The following is a 15,271-nucleotide window of genomic DNA, read 5'->3' on the forward strand; positions in this document are numbered from 1 at the left end:
GTTTTGTCACAAGACCGCCATTTGATCTAGCTTGAGCGTTTACGCTACAATATGGGAAGCGAAACCAAGAACCGGAAGCTGCGGCGCGAAAGCCGCGATGCGACTGGGCTCTTGGAACGAGAGGAGATTGAACGATGAGTGAAGTAGCTTTAACGCTGGAAGGCTGGTATGCGCTGCATGATTTCCGCACGATCGACTGGACCACTTGGCGGAACGCGAGCGAAGCGGAACGAAGCCGCGCTTTGGACGAGCTTCATACCTTACTGAGCCAATGGGCGGAAACTGAAAACAACCGTGAAGGCAGCACAGCGGTTTATTCCATTGTCGGACAGAAGGCCGATTTCGTCTTCATGCACCTGCGTGAAACGCTCGAAGACTTGAATGCGCTGGAAACGGCTTTTAATAAAACGCTGTTTGCGGAATTTACAGTTCCGACCTACTCTTATGTTAGCGTCGTCGAGCTGAGCAACTATGTCAATCAACCGGGCGCAGACCCGCTGCAAAATCCGGAAATCATCGCTCGGCTGAAGCCGACGCTGCCGAAAGCGGCTCATATTTGTTTCTATCCAATGAACAAACGCCGCCAGGGCAATGACAACTGGTATATGCTCAGCATGGAAGAGCGCCGCAACATGATGCGCAGCCACGGCATGATCGGCCGCCAGTACGCGGGCAAAGTAAAGCAAGTCATTAGCGGCTCGGTCGGTTTCGACAATTGGGAGTGGGGCGTTACGCTGTTTGCAGACGACTCGCTGCAATTCAAGAAGCTCGTATACGAAATGCGCTTCGACGAAGTAAGCGCCCGTTACGGCGACTTCGGAGACTTCTATGTCGGCAACCTGTTGACGCCGGACAAGTTTTCCACGATGCTGAAGCTGTAAGCTTGCATTGGATTTTGATTCTGCCAGCGGCAGGATAGCCTCTCGAATATCGGCATTCAATCGCCGGTATTCGAGAGGCTTTTTCGTATTATTGGGTCAGCCAGTTTTTACTGGTTGGCCTATTTTTATGGTCGGTTTTTATTCATTTGTATTAAGGCTCAAAACCGCAATCAGCGCTTGAGTTCCAACACGATGAAACGTTACGGGTCAGAGGGTTCTTCCTCTTTCTCTATATCTTAAATTTGTGCAAAGATTTAAGTTTACACCCTAATCCGGCCAGTATGCGAAAGAGGCTTCTTGAACAAGCAGCAGTACCACCGCTGGCTGTTTAAGAAGCCTCTTTATAATTAATCGTTACTCGTCGTCCTCGTCATCGATTTGAAGCGCTTCAAGCCTCTTCGATTCCAGATATTGCTCGGTATCACGGTCGCGCTGTCTGCTTTTCTCCTTCAACCTTTCAATCGCCGGTAAAATGAGAATGTCGACTTCCTTCTGAACCGTATACGCAAGATCATGGCGACTTTGCGATTCCAAATAGGAACCGACCTCCATCAATGCGTTATAGCGGTCGAGCTCCTCCCTCGTCAGCAAGCCTCTCACTTGCACGCTGCAATGGCGCATTACAGAAACTTGCCTTTGCGAAGCACGAGCGGAATGCCGCCGATAATGAACAAATAGCGAATATCGATCAGCTTTTTCAGCCATGCAGCAGTCCGGCCTTTATATTTCTTGCCGAATGCGACACCGATCGCTTCGCCTTTACCGAGTGAAGCTACTGTTCCCTTGTTGCTGAATACAAAACCTTTCAGCGGCTGGTTGCGAATCGAAGCTACCAGATTATGCGCGCACACAACGCCTTGCTGCATCGCGATTTGCGCCGTAGGCGGATAAGGACGGCCTTCCGGATTGAACATCAGCGAGTTATCGCCGACGATATAAATATTGTCATGATTTGGCGCGCGCAAATGATCGTCAACCTTCACGCGTCCGCGCATCGTTTCAAAGCCAGCGTCCTCAATCAAACGGTTGCCGCGGATGCCGCCGGTCCAAATGACGGTTTGCGACTTGATCTCTTCGCCCTCGCCGACAACGACGCCTTCCGGCGTACACTCTTTAATCGCCGTTCCGATTCGGAACGTCACGCCTTTCTTCGTCAACACGTTCATGCCGTACTCCACAAGCTCGGGATCAAAGCCCGGAAGTGCGGTAGGAGCCGCTTCGATATTGTAAATTTTGACGAGCGAAGGATCGACGTCAAATTGTCTGCACAGCTGCGGAATACGATCGGACAGCTCGCCAACGAACTCGATGCCCGTGAAGCCGGCGCCGCCGACGATAAAAGTCAAATAATCGGTCCGATGCGGTTCGCGTTTATAGCGTGCGAATTGATATTCGATATGCTCGCGAATCAAACGAACCGAGTTGATGCTGCGAATGTTCATCGCATATTCGCCGAGACCCGGGATGCCGAACGTTTCCGGCTCGCCGCCGAGGCCGATAACCAAATAATCGTAGGAAAGCGTGCCGTCCTCGAGAATGACTTTTTTATCTTGCGGACGAATTTGCACAACTGTCGATTTGACAAAATCGATTTTAAATTCGTCGATCAGCTTGGAGATGCTGACGCGCGCGTTTTCAGGATTGTCCGTACCTGCCGCCGGCATATGCAAATGGGTTGTAATATAATGATAGTCGTGCTTATTGACCAAAGTGACGTCGGCTTCGTTGTAATTCAGTTCCTTCTGCAGGCGAAGCGCAGTCAGAACGCCGCCGTAGCCGGCACCTAAAATAACGATTTTGGGTATGTTGCTCATTGTATGATCCCATCCATTCCTATGCTTTTACTATCCAGTGTGAAAAATTACACAAACCCATCAGCAATGTAGGACATATAACGGCGCTCCCGGTAGCTTGTGCAACTTCTTTCTTCTTTATAAAACCACACCGGCATTCGTATCTCTTATCTCAATCAGCTCATTTATTTAGAAAAAAGCTTGTTTCGATCGTCTTTTTCTGCCAGTGCAATCTGAATATACATCAGAAATATTACATAGTTTTAACCAAAAGTTCAAGAGCAAAATATACGAAAAACTTTAGAGGGGCATACAAATTCGATATTCCTTTGTACGTTCCGAAAAGCTTATAATGAAGAAGTGCATAAATGACTATGATCGCTTGGAGGTGCTTTGATGACTCATTCCGAACCAACCGCGTCTGTTACCGATATCGCCATTATCGGCGGAGGTCCCGCTGGCCTGTTCGCCGCTTTCTACGGCGGCATGCGGCAAGCCTCAGTATTATTAATAGAAAGCATGCCTCAGTTAGGCGGCCAGCTTGCCGCCCTTTACCCGGAGAAATATATATATGACGTAGCCGGATTTCCGAAGGTGACTGCCCAAGAACTCGTCGACCGGCTCATTCAACAGCTGGAGCTGTTTAAACCGGATATCCGGCTGGAAGAGAAGGTGCAGAGCGTCACTAAAAAAGACGAGAGATTGTTCGAAATTGTTACGAGCAAATCGACGTATTATGCAAAAGCAGTTATCATTACCGCCGGCGTTGGCGCTTTCGAACCGCGCAGACTGGATTTGCCTGAAGCGGCTGCTTTCGAAGGGGTCAATCTTCACTATTTTGTCGGCGATCTGGAAAGGTTCCGCGGACAGAAGGTGCTGATTAGCGGAGGCGGCGATTCCGCCGTCGACTGGTCGTTAATGCTAGAGCCGATCGCGGAAAGCGTGACGCTTATTCACCGGCGCGACAAGTTCCGGGCTCATGAGCATAGCGTTGAAAATTTGTTGAAGTCTACCGTTACCGTCATTACCCCTACGGAAATTACAGCGCTGCACGACGGCGGCGAAGGAAAAATAACGTCCGTTACGTTAACCGACGTGAAAACGAAAGAAGCGGTTCAACTGAATGTCGATGCCGTTATCGTCAATTTCGGCTTCGTCTCCTCGCTCGGTCCGATAGCGGACTGGGGCATCCATATTGAGCATGGCTCGATCGCTGTCGATACCCGTATGGAGACGAACATTCAGGGCATATTTGCCGCTGGCGATATTACGACTTATCCAGGCAAATTAAAGCTGATTGCAGTTGGCTTCGGCGAAGCTCCAACAGCCATCAATAATGCAAAAGTATATGTAGATCCAAGCGCCAAGCTATCGCCTGGCCACAGCAGCAATATGAAGCTATAAAGCCGCGATTGCGCGCGTAATCCGAAAATAAGAAGGGTATCCTAACCTTGGTCGATTCATTGCAGGAGCCGCAGCGGCGGCGTCCGGCTTTGCCAAGGAGGATACCCTTTATGTTTTGTCCCGTATGCAACGGCTTGCAGCCGTTTCAAGAAAATTGCAGCGTATGTCATGAGCCTATGTCCGATATGGGGCGTTCGGCCGATTGGACCGGCCCTTACTCGCCTTATGAGCCTCTCGAACAGATCACTTTATATAGTCAGTCGTCCAATACTACTTATTATTGCAAGCATGTTGCATACTGCGCGCATTGCAGCTTAACCGTTGATGTCATCGTTGCCGAAGGACGGTTCTAATTGCGCTTTATATATCTAGGCGGTAATGCGGCTTTGTTCCTTGCGCAGCCCTAACTCTCTGCGTTTCATTTCGATTTGCAGCATGAGAATGAACTCCGCTTCCAAGTCAAATTGGATGGCCGCATTATAGGTGTCTTCCAGTAATTCATCGGACAGCAGCTCCATAGTGGGCACTTCCTTTCTCCATATGTTTTCCTAATTTCTTCCTCATCGTATCATCGAATGTTTAATAGAACAACGCCTCACTTATTCACAACCTTTTGTGGACATACTGTGCATGATTTGTGGACATACGTCGAATTATGAGGGATATCAGCGTGGATAATGTGGATATTGTTATACACAGCCTATCATTCAAATCTATCGATAAAAAACTTTAATCATCTATTTCTACTCTATTAATTCCGTTAATTGGAATTGCTAGACCAACGACGGCAAAAAAATAAACCCTGTAGAGGGTTTATTCCAGCAATGCCAGGCTTATTGCGGCCTTGTATTCACTTCAAAAATCCAAATCTTTCCTTCCCTATCGATGCCGTAGTCGAAGCCGAGTTGGCCGATGCCCGGGAAGCTTTTCTCCAGCATTGCCGTTGACAGAACGGTCAATCGTCTCATCTTGCTTTTTTTCGCAGCAACGGCGGACGACGACAGCGACATGCGGATTCCTTGCGCAGCCGTCACCATCGTCCCTCCTTTGCACAGATTCGTTACGAACAGCCCCTGCTTAGCGATCCGTCCCACCATCGAACGGTATACCCAGCCATTTTCCGTTTTCACATATTTAACGCGATAATCGATTGGCCGGCCATTCACCGTCGCGAGACGGATTCCTTTCTGTATCAAATAACGGCGAGGCTTCCGGCTTTTGTCCAGCGAGCGCTTCATCGCATCGAAGGTCGAGAACGTCTTCGTTTTGGAATAATACGTGTACGAGAATTGCCCTCTGCTTTTTGACACTTTGATAACGCCGTTTCCTCCCGCTCCCTTGACCGGTTTCACGACAACCATGCTATGCGTATTCAGCATGCTTCGCAAATTGTCTGCCGTATACTTCATCGTCGGCGGAATATGCGGCGCGATTTCCGAATGAGCCTTAAGCACGGCCGTCTTCGCCCATTTGCTAGCCAACTGCCTGCCGGTATGTTCACCCATAACAATCTATCTCCCTTCCTGCTATTTCATTGATAGCATATGACGGGGATGCATCTGTCTCTTGGATGAATGGCGCAGGTTACTAGCCTTAATTGCGTGAATAGCGAGTTTTAAAAGGAAAGCTTTACTGTTTATCTTTCTCCGACAGAGCCGCTTTCAGCGCATCTGCGAGACTGTTAGACAAGGAAACGTTATCGCTGTACTGAGCAATCATCTTCTTCTGCTGATGCTTGTTCACACGGCCGCCTTGCTTGTCGCCGACCATTTCGATGACGTTGCAGGGGCGACATTGAAAGTACTTGCCTGCTTTTCCATCATGAATTTCCATTTTCTTATGGCATTGCGGACAACGCTTGTTCGTCAGCGGCGGCTCCGCCGAACGCCGGTAACCGCATTCCCGATCCGGGCAGACAAGCGATTTGCCGCGCTTCCCTTTCACTTCCATAAGGTTCTTGCCGCACTCTGGACAACGCGAATGCGTTAAGTTATGCGGCTTGTATTCTTTCGTTTCCCGCTTCACCTCGGACACCCATTTGCCGGCCTGCTCGCGGATACCGGCCATAAATGTGGACGGGTCGCCTTTTCCTTGGGCAATCCGCTCCAGCTCGCGCTCCCACTGCGCCGTCAGCTCTGGGCTGCGCAGCTCCTCGACAACCAGCTCAAACAGCTGCTTTCCTTTCCCGGTCGGAATTATCCGATTCTGAGAACGCTCGATTGTATCGGTAGACAGCAGCTTCTCGATAATGTCGGCGCGCGTCGCAGGCGTACCCAGCCCGTGCTTCTCCATCTTGGACAGCAATGAAGCTTCCGTATAACGGGCAGGCGGCATTGTGCGGAGCTCCTTCAGCCGGCTTTGTTTGATCGGCAGCTGGGCGCCTAATGCAAGAGATGGCAGCAGCTGCTCCGGCTGGCGATCGGCTCCGCTGCTTCCGCCCTCCTCCTCATCTTCGTCCGAAAGCCGGACGTCTGCGCCGTACACTTCCTTCCAGCCAAGATCCTTCTGAACCTTGCCCTTCGCATACAGCTTGTCGCTTCCGGCAACGAGCGTAACACTCGTCTCCTCGTAACGGTAAGGCGGATAAAACAGCGCAATAAATCGCTTCACGATCAAATCATACAGTCTGCGCTCGTCGCTGCTAAGAGCCGAAAGGTTTACGAATTGCTCCGTTGGAATAATCGCATGGTGGTCACTTACTTTGCTGTCGTCCACGATTCGCTTGGTAACGTTAAGCTGGCCGCGCAGCAGCTTGCGGGCAATCGGCGCATACGGTCCGACTGCGATGCTTTCAATCCGGCCTTTCAGCGTCGGCACCATATCGCTCGATAAATGACGGGAATCGGTGCGCGGATACGTAACGAGCTTGTGCTGCTCATATAGCTTTTGCAAGACGTTAGACGTTTGCTTGGCGGAGAAACCGAGCCGCTTATTGGCATCCCGTTGGAGCTCGGTCAAATCGTACGCTTCCGGATGCGGCTCCTGCTTCTCCGTCGTGCGCAGCTTATCGACTTTGGCGGTTTTCCCGTTCAGCCGGCCAATTACAGCCTCCGCCGCCTCGCGGTTCCACAGACGGCCGTCATGACCGTCCTGCTCACGCCATATCGCTTGAAATGCGCCCATATCGGCAGCAATGGTCCAATACGGCTGCGATTGGAATTGGGCGATTTCCTTCTCCCGCTCCATCAGCGCTCCGAGCGTCGGCGTCTGCACGCGTCCAGCCGCAAGCTGGGCGTTATACTTAACCGTCAGCGCCCGGGTCACATTAAGCCCGATCAGCCAGTCGGCTTCAGCGCGGCAAACGGCCGACGCATATAAGTGATCGTACGCTTTGCCCGGCTTTAATGACTGAAACCCGTCTTTGATCGCCTTGTCGGTCTGTGAAGAAATCCATAACCGTTTGAACGGCTTGCGCCAATGGACGAGCTCCATAATCCAACGCGCCACCAATTCGCCTTCGCGGCCGGCGTCGGTTGCAATAATCAGCTCCCCGATATCCTGGCGCTTGCACAACTGGGCGACCGCTTTGAACTGATGCGACGTTTCCTTCATTACTTTTAAATTCATTTTAGTCGGCAGCAGCGGCAAATCTTCCAAATTCCATGTTCTATATTTGACGTCGTATTCCTCCGGCTCGGCCAGCGTAACCAAGTGTCCGAGCGCCCAAGTGACGACGTATTGCGGTCCTTCGATATAGCTTTTATTGCGATTCGTGCAACCGAGCACGCGGGCGATTTCCTTGGCCACGCTCGGCTTCTCAGCAAGTACAAGCGATTTCATCTTTCTTCTCTCCATTTCATTTCGGTTGTAACTGTATATAGTGTAGCATATTTTTCATAGGGAAGGCTCGGAGGGTATCGCCGCAACGGCTATCGCCGGCTTATTTTACCCTGCCCTTTCAATTATGATATAGTAGTTTCACATTAGATTGCATTCTATTAAATTAAGGGAGAGCTGTTGTTGATGAAACTTCGATTTCTATTTTCCACTCTGTCCGTTTTACTGGTCATCGGCCTGATTCATTGGTACCTCGGCTGGAACGGGTGGGAGTACCTTCGCATTGTGTTCGGTCTGGAGAACCCGGCCGTTTATAGCATTGTGATTGCCTTGCTTGCGCTCTCCTATATACTCGGCCGCCTAGGCCAATCGGTTGCGGGCCTCAGATCGGTCGCTAAGCCGGTGAAGCTGGTCGGCTCCTACTGGTTCGCCGTTATGGAATATGGCCTGCTGCTGTTCCCGATTGCCGATCTGCTCGTCTGGCTGCTTACCCTCGCCTCGGTTCCTTATTCGCAAGCAGTGACGCTTGTTGGCACTGTCACGCTGGTTACGCTCGCCGCTATTCTCATCAGAGGGAGCTGGAACGCATGGACGCCGATCGTCCGCAGCTACAACGTCACGATTTCGAAAGCGGCCGGTTCCTATAAAAGCTTGCGGATCGGCATGGCATCCGATATTCATCTCGGCACGATCGTCGGAAATCGGCATCTGGAGAAGCTTGTCGCCGAGATGGAGCGCATGAAGCCCGATCTCATCCTTATCCCCGGCGACGTAATTGACGACGACATCGATCCGTTCATCCGTTACGGCATGGCTAATGTAATGAAAAAATTAAAAGCACCGCTCGGGGTATATGCGGTGCTTGGCAATCATGAATATTACGGCGGCCATATCGACCGGTTTGTAGCCGAAATGAAGGCGATCGACATCCCTGTCCTTATGGACGAGACCGTTCTTGTCGACAACAGCTTCTACGTCATTGGCCGTAAAGATCTAACAGCGGCCCGGAGCGACGCAGACGGACGGCAATCGATTGCCGAGTTGATCGCTCCTCTGGATACTTCGCTGCCGCTGATTCTGATGGATCACCAGCCGTCTGACCTCGAACAAGCAGCCGCGAACGGCATCGATATAAGTTTATCCGGTCATACTCATCGCGGCCAGATGGCGCCCAACCATCTCGTCACTCGCAGAATGTTCGAATTGGACTGGGGCTACTTGCGCAAAGGCGGCCTGCATGCCATCGTTTCCTCCGGCTTTGGCTCCTGGGGCCCGCCGATCCGGATTGGCAGCCGATCGGAAGTTATTCAGATCGACGTACGATTCGAATAAGTACAATAAGCCAAATAAGCAGAAGCTAGAAGGTTAATAACGCCGCGGGCAGGACGCTGCGAGAAAGCGAAAATGCCGCAGTTGCAATAAAAGAAAAGCCGCACGCTCATTTCTTCACGAGCGTGCGGCTTTTCTTTTATTTGTTTTGTGTTTTGACTTGGTTGACTAAGCCGCTTACCCAAGAGCCGATCGTATCGGCTCTAAACAGCAATACGGCGGCCAGCGCCACTTTCAAAAAGCTGACGATGAGAGAGCTCCACGTGCTGCTCGCAATTGCCGAAGAAAAGCCGTATTCCGATACGTTAATTTGAAGCAATTGGACGACGCTGCCGATGAAAACAGGCAGTGCGGTCACGATGATAAAAATCGCCGCTATCGGCAAGCCCACCCGGTATAAAGCGCTCTCCGATATCTCGTTCCGTCCCGCCTCATCTGCTGCATTTGCGGACGTCAGTTTTCCTGCTAAAACGTCAGCCTTGCTCCAAAGCAGCCATGCGCAGACGCCTATCAACACTAGAGGGACATAAGCCCATATGATGATTGCCGCCGAATAATTGTTATAAAGTGAATAATGAACGGCCGAAGGCAGCGTCCCCAACGCCTGTACTACAAAGTAAATCGCCAACAATCGAAGTGCGGTAAAGGAAAACGCCTGTAATTTCATAAGTCATTCCTCCCTTTTTTATTCCTCGAATAGTGTTCGAAAATACCTTCCCCTGTCGTTCAAAAACTCCTTCGTCAATCGATAATGATCGGTCTCCTCATAATCGATCTCCCCAATCGGCGAACGGTCAAAGCTTAGAATCGTCGCGCCCGGATAGGCCAGCAAAATAGGCGAGTGCGTCGCAATAATAAACTGCGAGTTCCCGGCCCGTTCCAGCTCCCAAATGATTCGCATAAACGCGAGCTGGTTTTGCGGCGAAAGCGCGGACTCGGGCTCGTCAAGCAAATAAATGCCTGCGCCTCCCAGCCGGTTCTTGAACAAGGAAAGAAACGCTTGCCCGTGCGACTGCTCGTTGAGCGATTTTCCGCCGTACGCTTGATAGACTCTTTGTGGTTCGTTCCACGGATCTTTAGCCAGCTCGTCGATGTAATCGGCGAATGCATTGAACGTTTCCGCTCGGAAAAAGAAGCCGTTATTCACTTTCAGCATCCACGACAAGCTCATGACAGAGGAGAGCGACATGTCGTCCTTTTCCTTTTCAAGCAGCGAATGCTGTCCGCCAACCGTATTGAAGCCGCATAACAGCGCTAAGGACTCCAGCAGCGTCGACTTACCCGAGCCGTTTTCGCCGATGAAAAAAGTTACGTTCCCCTCGATCTCCAGTTCATCCATCCGCCGCAGCGCCTCGATATTGAACGGATACCGGTGTAGATCGGCCGATGCCTTATCCCATTCAAAACTTATACGTTGCAAAAAAGGCATTTACCGTTCTTCCCCCTTCTGTTCGGATCGCCGACACTCCCGCATATTGCTGCGTTTACGAAGGACCTCCTATCGATAGTCGTTAGTGGGCTAAGCGGACGAAATCGGCCGTGTTGACGATTTCTTTGCCTTCGTAATGAATCTCGTAATTTTTAATGACTAGCGTCGCTTTTCCTTCCCCCGTTAACGGAGAGCCTTCAAGTAGAAAAGCGCGCCGGCTTTCCTCGTAGGAGGCGATAGGCAGACGCGATTCGGACGATACCGTAAACCAAATTGCCCCGCCATGCTCCTCTCCGCTGCATCCGGTCTCACAGACAGGCTCCTGCCAGTACGTGCCTTTAACCAAAATTTCACCTGTAAAAAAGACATGCACGGATGAGCGGTCCTTCGCATTGTAGTCGATGCGCTCGACCGTCAGGCCCGATAGAATGTCCCCCTCTTCCACTTGCTCCGGATCGAATACGGAGCTGCTCGCCGTACTCTGCCAGGTCTGTCCCGGAATCGCCGAGCCCAGCAATAGCGCCAGCAGCAGTTTGGCAATCACGCCTACACTCATCGTTACACCTGCCTCTTTTTCTAACTAAACGCTAGTATCAGGAAATTTACTCTGATCGCAGCCGCTATAAAGTGCAGTCCAAACGGATATCCCTGCTTGTTGCTACCTTTTATTATTCAGCAATAACCCTGATTTAGCAAATGTTTCCTACTATTATAGACGCTAAAAAACAGCAAATGGTTGTTGCAATTCTAAAAAAAGAAACATCCCCGTCATGGAGATGTTTCCCTTTATTTTCAATTTCCAGATGCAACTTGCCGTTCGCTCCACTCCCAAAACCTGGTTGCCGACGCTTCGTCCTTCGCCTTAGTGGAAACGTTCGCGATTCGCCGCTTTACAAAATACTCTCCGCTCACTCGGCCGCCCTCTTCTTCCGTAGCCAAGTAAATGGCCGTGTCGGCCCCTTGCTCGGGAGTCAAGAAAAACGGCTTGACGAGCGCCATTACACGTTTACCGAAGCCCGTGTCCCGATCCACTCCGAAATTCGTTCCGACCGCTCCAGGATGCAAGCAATTTACCGTCACGTTCGTATGAGCGAGACGCTTGGCGAGCTCCTTCGTGTAAAGAATATTCGCCAGCTTCGATTGCGAATAGCTTTTCCAAACGTTGTAGCCCTTCTCCAAATTGAGATTGTCGAAATGAATCGTACCCGCTTTATGCGCACCCGACGAGACATTGATAATGCGTCCTTGCGGCGCTTGCTGAAGCGATTCAAGCAGCAGTTCGGTCAGCAGGAAGTGTCCTAGATGATTGACGCCAATACCCACTTCATAGCCGTCAGTCGTCACCTGGCGCTTCAACGAGATGACGCCAGCATTGTTAATCAGCACATCCAGCCGGTCGTAACGCTGGCGAAACTGCTCGGCAAACGATCGAATGCTTGCAAACGATGCCAAATCGCATTGCATCAGCTCGATGTTGTTCGTTCCGCTCCGCTGGATCGCCTGTTCCAACGCTTGCTCCCCGCGTTCTTTGCTGCGGCATGCCATAATGACGTGCGCGCCGGCCGACGCAAGCGCAACCGTCGTCGCCAGCCCCATACCGGAATTGGCGCCAGTCACGATCACCAGTTTATCTTTCATATCCGCACTCATCTCGAACCTCCTCCATCGTTTTACGAAACTTCGTCTATCTTCTCAAATTAGCAGCATATTCGCATGACTTTATCTGTTTGTTTGCTCTAATTATACAATAGCAGTTTAGCCGAAGTTGTAAAGATGAGAAGCGGATACGAAGGATATTTAACCGTTCCAATTTCATAAGCATCCCAGCCCGTTTTTTTCTCGCAGTGCCAGTCGCCCTTATTTTAGATCAGTATTACTGCGCGCTCGCCTGAGCGGCGTTACCGCTGTTAACGGCCTTCAAGTAACTGGAGCTTGCGACAAGGAAGTAGGCCGTTTGCATGACGACGAATATACCGACGACTAAGAGCGAATAGAGCCATATCGACGAGCCCATCAATCGGTCGAGCGCGCGCATCGCAAACAGAGCATGAATCGTGCCGACGACGCAAGGGATGTAGAAGATGATGGCTATCTGGCTGACCGACACGCGCCGGATTTCCTGCTTGGTCATGCCGATGCGTTTCAAGGCTCTGAACTGCGCCTGATCCTCTTGCAGCTCCGTGAACAGCTTAAAGTAGATCAAGCTGCCGGAGGCAATAAAGAACAGCAGGCTGATGAACAAGCCGATAAACAGCGTCAGCGAAGAGGATTGCTGATACCTGTCGTAGTATTCCGTGCTGCCTTTTTCGATCTGGTTCAGCTTTTCTCCCGATACATGCTCCGTCGCCTGAGCAACGGCTTTGCCTGCCTTATCCCATTGCTTGACTGCATATCCGTATACGACGACGCGCTCCTCGTCCGGAATATCGGCCATCAGCTTCGTGAAAGCAAAGTCGTCCATGATGAGATAGAACATCTCGTAATTCGTCCTGTTCATAAAAGAGCCTTCTGTTTTGTCCGTTGTACCTGAAACCGTCAACTCGATCGGTTTACCGTTCAACTCTCCGCGTACCGACCGGACATAGCTGTTCCAGGATGAGTCAAGAATCACTTTATCCTGAGGGACGACGACTGTCGGAAGTCCTTGCAGCTCGGCCAACCGGTTATAGTCGGTAGCCGATAAAACGATGACCTTCGTATTGTCGTTGCGTAAGTCCCGTTCCCCGCCGCCCGTATTCGTATAAACGATTTTATTGATCGCTGCGCCTGTAAATTGAACCTCTCGCTCGACCGGATGGCCGTTTTCTTCCAAAATAGCTTTCATTTTGGCCGGATCGATTACATCATGCGACTTTGTCCCCTCTTCGATGACCGCAATCGTATAAGGCGACCAGGAGGTTACCTGCTTCTTATAGCCGACCTGCATCAAATAGAACGTGCCGGAAGCGGTCAAAATAACGGCGCTCATAATCGAAACCATGAACAAAATGCGCGCATTGTCCTTCAGCTTATAGCCGAGCTGTGAAAGCACCAGCATATTGGTACGATTGTAGAACAGCCCTTTGCGTTTTTGCAAAAGCCGGATGAGCAGTACGCTGAGCTGCGTGAACATAAAATAGGTACCGATAATAACCGTAACCAGAATTAACGGCGCTGTAATCAAGAAGGTGTTAATTTTCATCGTTAAAGCCATGCCGTAAGCGGCCGAGAGACAGACGATCGCGAGCGCGACCAGCCATTTTGAAAAGACGAGCTCGCCTTTCGGTTTCCTGCCCGCTTTCAGCAAATCAATAATTTCTGCCTTGCCGACGCGGGTGGAGGTGAATATGGCAATCACAAGAAACAGGATAAAAAAGCCTGCTCCCGTCATGCCCAGCGCCTTCAATGGAGCTGCGAACGGAATGGGTTCGGCTACCTTCAGCATAACGCCCAGCGCCATGAAAAAGAGCTTGCTGAACAGCATGCCGAAACCGATCCCGGCGCCAATCGAAAGCAGCGCAATAATGACGCTTTCCCAAATAACCATTTTACGAAGCTGCATCCGGGTCATGCCGAATAGCGTAAGCAGTCCGAATTGCTGCTTTCTCGTTTTTAGAAAAGCGGAATTGGAGTAAAGCACAAATAAAAATGAAAAGATAACGATGATATACAAGCAAAACTCCATGCCTGTGCGCACCTGCTGCGCTTGCAAAATATGACCGCTAACGACATCCGGATGAAATAGAAACGCCGCATAAATATAAAAAATGATAACCGAGAAAACGCTGCTCCAGAAAAACGCACTGTATGACCGCCAATTGCCGCGGATATTGCTAAGCGCGAGCGAACGGAACGTCATCGAAGTTACCCCCCAGCACGCTGAGCGCGTCGAGTATTTGTTGGAAAAACGCCTGCCGATTCGAACCTCGCCGAATTTCCGAGAAAAACTTGCCGTCTTTTATGAAAATAATGCGCTGGCAATAGCTCGCCGAGAACGGATCATGCGTAACCATCAGCACGGTTGCACGCAGCCGTTCATTCATGTCTTTAAGTGCGTCCATTACATCCTTAGCCGCTTTGGAATCCAGGTTGCCGGTCAATTCATCGGCCAGTACAAGCGACGGCTGATGAATAATCGCTCTCGCGATCGCCGCACGCTGCTTTTGTCCGCCGGATACCTCATACGTCCGTTTGTTCAAGATATGGCTGATTTGCAGCAGCTCGGCAAGCGGCGCCAGCTTCTCTTCTATCTTCTTCGGCGGCATGCCTTCCAGAACGAGCGGCAGAACGATATTCTCCTTGATTGCCAGCGTGTCCAGCAAATTAAAATCTTGAAATACAAAGCCGAGCTCGCGGCGTCTGAACAGCGCCAGCTTCTTGTCGTTCAGCTTGGCCGGCTCGATTCCGTTTACCTCCAGCCTTCCCGATGTCGGCTTATCAATCGTTGACAGCAAATTAAGCAGCGTCGTCTTCCCGCTTCCCGACGGCCCCATAATGCCGACAAACTCGCCTGCCTCCACCGCCAAATCAATATCCTCCAACGCTTTGTAGGATACGTTGCCTTTCGAACTGTATATTTTACCTAACCCTTCTGTACGAAGAACGCTCATTTGTCTATACCCTCCCGGCGCATGGCCTATTAGTAAGCTAAGTATATCCCCGAGAGGGCCGCCGGACCC

15 protein-coding genes are annotated in these 15,271 nt (G+C 50.8%); 4 read left to right on the forward strand and 11 right to left on the reverse strand.

Going from position 1 to position 15,271, the window contains the following annotated elements; all coding sequences use genetic code 11:
- The first annotated feature begins 134 nt into the window (after nucleotides 1–134).
- Nucleotides 135–881, forward strand: a complete 747-nt coding sequence (gene hemQ / locus ACFVTB_RS06940; protein ID WP_387746716.1) for a hydrogen peroxide-dependent heme synthase — start codon at nucleotides 135–137, stop codon at nucleotides 879–881.
- A 354-nt stretch (nucleotides 882–1,235) separates the two neighbouring features.
- On the opposite strand, the gene ACFVTB_RS06945 is transcribed toward hemQ, so the two are convergent.
- On the reverse strand, nucleotides 1,236–1,502 hold the full coding sequence (locus ACFVTB_RS06945) for a hypothetical protein (RefSeq protein ID WP_387746718.1): 267 nt from the start codon (nucleotides 1,500–1,502) through the stop codon (nucleotides 1,236–1,238).
- A complete protein-coding gene (locus ACFVTB_RS06950; RefSeq protein WP_387746720.1) occupies nucleotides 1,502–2,695 on the reverse strand; it encodes an NAD(P)/FAD-dependent oxidoreductase in 1,194 nt (397 codons plus the stop codon). Before ACFVTB_RS06950 ends, ACFVTB_RS06945 begins: the two co-directional genes overlap by 1 nt.
- 375 nt (nucleotides 2,696–3,070) lie before the next feature.
- Here ACFVTB_RS06950 and ACFVTB_RS06955 point away from each other — a divergent pair, with 375 nt between their 5' ends.
- Both ACFVTB_RS06955 and ACFVTB_RS06960 read left to right on the forward strand, forming a co-directional pair.
- Nucleotides 3,071–4,078 carry an NAD(P)/FAD-dependent oxidoreductase gene (locus ACFVTB_RS06955; protein WP_387746722.1) on the forward strand — a complete coding sequence of 336 codons (1,008 nt, stop codon included), beginning with the start codon at nucleotides 3,071–3,073 and terminating at the stop codon, nucleotides 4,076–4,078.
- 110 nt (nucleotides 4,079–4,188) lie between these two features.
- Nucleotides 4,189–4,431 (forward strand): hypothetical protein, encoded by a 243-nt coding sequence (locus ACFVTB_RS06960; RefSeq protein ID WP_387746724.1) that lies wholly within the window; start codon nucleotides 4,189–4,191, stop codon nucleotides 4,429–4,431.
- 15 nt (nucleotides 4,432–4,446) lie between these two features.
- On the opposite strand, the gene sda is transcribed toward ACFVTB_RS06960, so the two are convergent.
- From sda to ACFVTB_RS06975, 3 genes are all read right to left on the reverse strand, one after another.
- The gene (sda, locus tag ACFVTB_RS06965; protein WP_387746726.1) at nucleotides 4,447–4,596 is read right to left on the reverse strand and encodes a sporulation histidine kinase inhibitor Sda; all 150 of its coding nucleotides are present in this window, start codon (nucleotides 4,594–4,596) and stop codon (nucleotides 4,447–4,449) included.
- Nucleotides 4,597–4,911: 315 nt separating this feature from the next.
- Nucleotides 4,912–5,583, reverse strand: coding sequence for a YheC/YheD family protein (locus ACFVTB_RS06970; RefSeq protein ID WP_387746728.1), 672 nt, complete (start codon nucleotides 5,581–5,583; stop codon nucleotides 4,912–4,914).
- Between the two features lie 124 nt (nucleotides 5,584–5,707).
- The gene (locus ACFVTB_RS06975; protein ID WP_387746730.1) at nucleotides 5,708–7,858 is read right to left on the reverse strand and encodes a DNA topoisomerase III; all 2,151 of its coding nucleotides are present in this window, start codon (nucleotides 7,856–7,858) and stop codon (nucleotides 5,708–5,710) included.
- 183 nt (nucleotides 7,859–8,041) lie between these two features.
- On the opposite strand from ACFVTB_RS06975, the gene ACFVTB_RS06980 reads away from it, so the two are divergent.
- A complete protein-coding gene (locus ACFVTB_RS06980; RefSeq protein WP_387746732.1) occupies nucleotides 8,042–9,187 on the forward strand; it encodes a metallophosphoesterase in 1,146 nt (381 codons plus the stop codon).
- A 136-nt stretch (nucleotides 9,188–9,323) separates the two neighbouring features.
- Here the strand turns inward: ACFVTB_RS06980 and ACFVTB_RS06985 are convergent, their stop codons facing one another.
- From ACFVTB_RS06985 to ACFVTB_RS07010, 6 genes are all read right to left on the reverse strand, one after another.
- Entirely contained in the window at nucleotides 9,324–9,851 is a 528-nt protein-coding gene (locus tag ACFVTB_RS06985; RefSeq protein WP_387746734.1) for a hypothetical protein, read from the reverse strand.
- Nucleotides 9,852–9,869: 18 nt separating this feature from the next.
- Nucleotides 9,870–10,613, reverse strand: coding sequence for an AAA family ATPase (locus tag ACFVTB_RS06990; protein WP_387746736.1), 744 nt, complete (start codon nucleotides 10,611–10,613; stop codon nucleotides 9,870–9,872).
- Between the two features lie 82 nt (nucleotides 10,614–10,695).
- The gene (locus ACFVTB_RS06995; RefSeq protein WP_387746738.1) at nucleotides 10,696–11,169 is read right to left on the reverse strand and encodes a hypothetical protein; all 474 of its coding nucleotides are present in this window, start codon (nucleotides 11,167–11,169) and stop codon (nucleotides 10,696–10,698) included.
- A 236-nt stretch (nucleotides 11,170–11,405) separates the two neighbouring features.
- Nucleotides 11,406–12,251 carry an SDR family oxidoreductase gene (locus ACFVTB_RS07000; RefSeq protein ID WP_387747039.1) on the reverse strand — a complete coding sequence of 282 codons (846 nt, stop codon included), beginning with the start codon at nucleotides 12,249–12,251 and terminating at the stop codon, nucleotides 11,406–11,408.
- Between the two features lie 235 nt (nucleotides 12,252–12,486).
- On the reverse strand, nucleotides 12,487–14,451 hold the full coding sequence (locus ACFVTB_RS07005) for an FtsX-like permease family protein (protein ID WP_387746740.1): 1,965 nt from the start codon (nucleotides 14,449–14,451) through the stop codon (nucleotides 12,487–12,489).
- Complete coding sequence (locus ACFVTB_RS07010) at nucleotides 14,426–15,202, reverse strand: ABC transporter ATP-binding protein (protein WP_387746742.1); 777 nt, start codon at nucleotides 15,200–15,202, stop codon at nucleotides 14,426–14,428. Before ACFVTB_RS07010 ends, ACFVTB_RS07005 begins: the two co-directional genes overlap by 26 nt.
- Nucleotides 15,203–15,271 lie beyond the last annotated feature (69 nt).

Source organism: Paenibacillus sp. NPDC058071 (assembly GCF_042885235.1).
Classification (GTDB): Bacteria; Bacillota; Bacilli; order Paenibacillales; family Paenibacillaceae; genus Pristimantibacillus.

Excerpts from the sequence above, each read along its gene's own strand:
- hemQ (WP_387746716.1), top strand. The coding sequence starts at position 135 with ATGAGTGAAGTAGCTTTAACGCTGGAAGGCTGGTATGCGCTGCATGAT.
- ACFVTB_RS06945 (WP_387746718.1), bottom strand. The coding sequence starts at position 1,502 with ATGCGCCATTGCAGCGTGCAAGTGAGAGGCTTGCTGACGAGGGAGGAG.
- ACFVTB_RS06950 (WP_387746720.1), bottom strand. The coding sequence starts at position 2,695 with ATGAGCAACATACCCAAAATCGTTATTTTAGGTGCCGGCTACGGCGGC.
- ACFVTB_RS06955 (WP_387746722.1), top strand. The coding sequence starts at position 3,071 with ATGACTCATTCCGAACCAACCGCGTCTGTTACCGATATCGCCATTATC.
- ACFVTB_RS06960 (WP_387746724.1), top strand. The coding sequence starts at position 4,189 with ATGTTTTGTCCCGTATGCAACGGCTTGCAGCCGTTTCAAGAAAATTGC.
- sda (WP_387746726.1), bottom strand. The coding sequence starts at position 4,596 with ATGGAGCTGCTGTCCGATGAATTACTGGAAGACACCTATAATGCGGCC.
- ACFVTB_RS06970 (WP_387746728.1), bottom strand. The coding sequence starts at position 5,583 with ATGGGTGAACATACCGGCAGGCAGTTGGCTAGCAAATGGGCGAAGACG.
- ACFVTB_RS06975 (WP_387746730.1), bottom strand. The coding sequence starts at position 7,858 with ATGAAATCGCTTGTACTTGCTGAGAAGCCGAGCGTGGCCAAGGAAATC.
- ACFVTB_RS06980 (WP_387746732.1), top strand. The coding sequence starts at position 8,042 with ATGAAACTTCGATTTCTATTTTCCACTCTGTCCGTTTTACTGGTCATC.
- ACFVTB_RS06985 (WP_387746734.1), bottom strand. The coding sequence starts at position 9,851 with ATGAAATTACAGGCGTTTTCCTTTACCGCACTTCGATTGTTGGCGATT.
- ACFVTB_RS06990 (WP_387746736.1), bottom strand. The coding sequence starts at position 10,613 with ATGCCTTTTTTGCAACGTATAAGTTTTGAATGGGATAAGGCATCGGCC.
- ACFVTB_RS06995 (WP_387746738.1), bottom strand. The coding sequence starts at position 11,169 with ATGAGTGTAGGCGTGATTGCCAAACTGCTGCTGGCGCTATTGCTGGGC.
- ACFVTB_RS07000 (WP_387747039.1), bottom strand. The coding sequence starts at position 12,251 with ATGAAAGATAAACTGGTGATCGTGACTGGCGCCAATTCCGGTATGGGG.
- ACFVTB_RS07005 (WP_387746740.1), bottom strand. The coding sequence starts at position 14,451 with ATGACGTTCCGTTCGCTCGCGCTTAGCAATATCCGCGGCAATTGGCGG.
- ACFVTB_RS07010 (WP_387746742.1), bottom strand. The coding sequence starts at position 15,202 with ATGAGCGTTCTTCGTACAGAAGGGTTAGGTAAAATATACAGTTCGAAA.